Here is a 1,345-nt window from a genome sequence, read left to right as displayed (position 1 = left end):
AACAGTGTCAAGCACTTTTTTCAAAAAGTTTCTTGTCGTTTGACGTCTCCGTTACGACTTATATTACTATAACATGGAACGGATAAGGTTGTCAAGAGATATTTACAAATTCGTTATAAAACTATTAAGTTTGATATAAATGTGTTCTCTTTGAAACGACAAGTTCTATAATAGCATCGTTTTAATTTCTTGTCAACTACATTTTTAAATTATTAATACAAACAGCGCAGAACGCACTTCTTGCAATAGATCTGGAGTGCGCCATTCTCTTTTATACCCTAGTGAGTTGATGACATAAGTCACATCATTCATCTCTTTTACGAGGCGGTAATGGATGTGTCCCATAATCGAATGACTGATAGGGTACTGTTCGATCAATGGAAGAAAGTCATCCGTCGCTAAATAGGCGTTAAAGAAATCAAATACTTTATGGGGCATCGGCACTGTGAATTTAGGACAGTTCACAACGTGAGTTAATAAAATAGCCTTGGGAGTTTCTAAATGTTGAAGCTGATTGTCTACTTTAGAAGCAAATCGTTTAGATAATTTTTTATCCGACATTTGCCAATCAATATTCACTTTATCTTGCCACGTTCCATGACGGTACTTTCCTATCTCTAACTCTTCAGTGGTAAAACGATCCGCATGGACTGCATAGTTATACCAACCTGTATGAGCGACTAACGTCATTTCATCTGAGAGTACTAAGTTCTTTTCTAGAAGTGACTGGGGATGTTCTAAATATTTGTCATATATTTGCCAAGTTATTTTATTAGGTTCGTCAATTTGCCAAAAATCATGATTACCAGGAATAAAATAAACAGGAATCGACAAATAGGTTTGAAGCTGTTCAACAAATGACACTACTATTGACCATTCATTGGCGATGTCCCCGCCAATAACTAACATATCTAAGTCGCGTTCGCTACTTGCTTGGTAAAGGGCCATTAAAAAATCTTTCTTATGATAAGTAGGATTGACGTCAATATGTAAATCTGAAATAAAACCGATACGCATAATAGCTCCTTTTTTCTATACAAAGAAACCCCGCAACCAAAATGGTTACGGGATTCGTATGCTAAAACTAAAGCCACCTGCCGGGATCGAACCGGCGGCCTTTTGCTTACCATGCAAACGCTCTACCTACTGAGCTAAGGCGGCATTGATATATTTACAAGTTTACTAGACTCTAGGCAGTCTGTCAATGTAATGAAGATAAATAAAAAAGCTAGACTTACTCTAGCTTCAATACTCCGCCAGTTGGGCTCGAACCAACGACATCATGATTAACAGTCATGCGCTCTACCGACTGAGCTATGGCGGAATCATCTTGCGTGGCAACGAC

General features: G+C 37.9%; 1 protein-coding gene and 2 tRNA genes. All 3 read right to left on the bottom strand.

Annotated elements, in window-relative coordinates:
• Positions 1–204: 204 nt before the first annotated feature.
• The 3 genes from BLR79_RS08750 to BLR79_RS08740 all read right to left on the bottom strand — a co-directional run bounded on the left by BLR79_RS08750 (position 205) and on the right by BLR79_RS08740 (position 1,324).
• Positions 205–1,017, bottom strand: a complete 813-nt coding sequence (locus BLR79_RS08750) for a metallophosphoesterase (protein WP_092087064.1) — start codon at positions 1,015–1,017, stop codon at positions 205–207.
• A gap of 71 nt (positions 1,018–1,088) precedes the next feature.
• Positions 1,089–1,161 (bottom strand) — tRNA-Thr (locus tag BLR79_RS08745).
• 90 nt (positions 1,162–1,251) lie between these two features.
• Positions 1,252–1,324 (bottom strand) — tRNA-Asn (locus tag BLR79_RS08740).
• Between the last annotated feature and the right edge of the window lie 21 nt (positions 1,325–1,345).

The sequence above is a fragment of the Dolosicoccus paucivorans genome, from assembly GCF_900100125.1.
GTDB classification, from domain to species: Bacteria; Bacillota; Bacilli; order Lactobacillales; family Aerococcaceae; genus Dolosicoccus; species Dolosicoccus paucivorans.
This window is presented reverse-complemented; position numbering and strand designations above follow the sequence as displayed.

Excerpts from the sequence above, each read along its gene's own strand:
- BLR79_RS08750 (WP_092087064.1), bottom strand. The coding sequence starts at position 1,017 with ATGCGTATCGGTTTTATTTCAGATTTACATATTGACGTCAATCCTACT.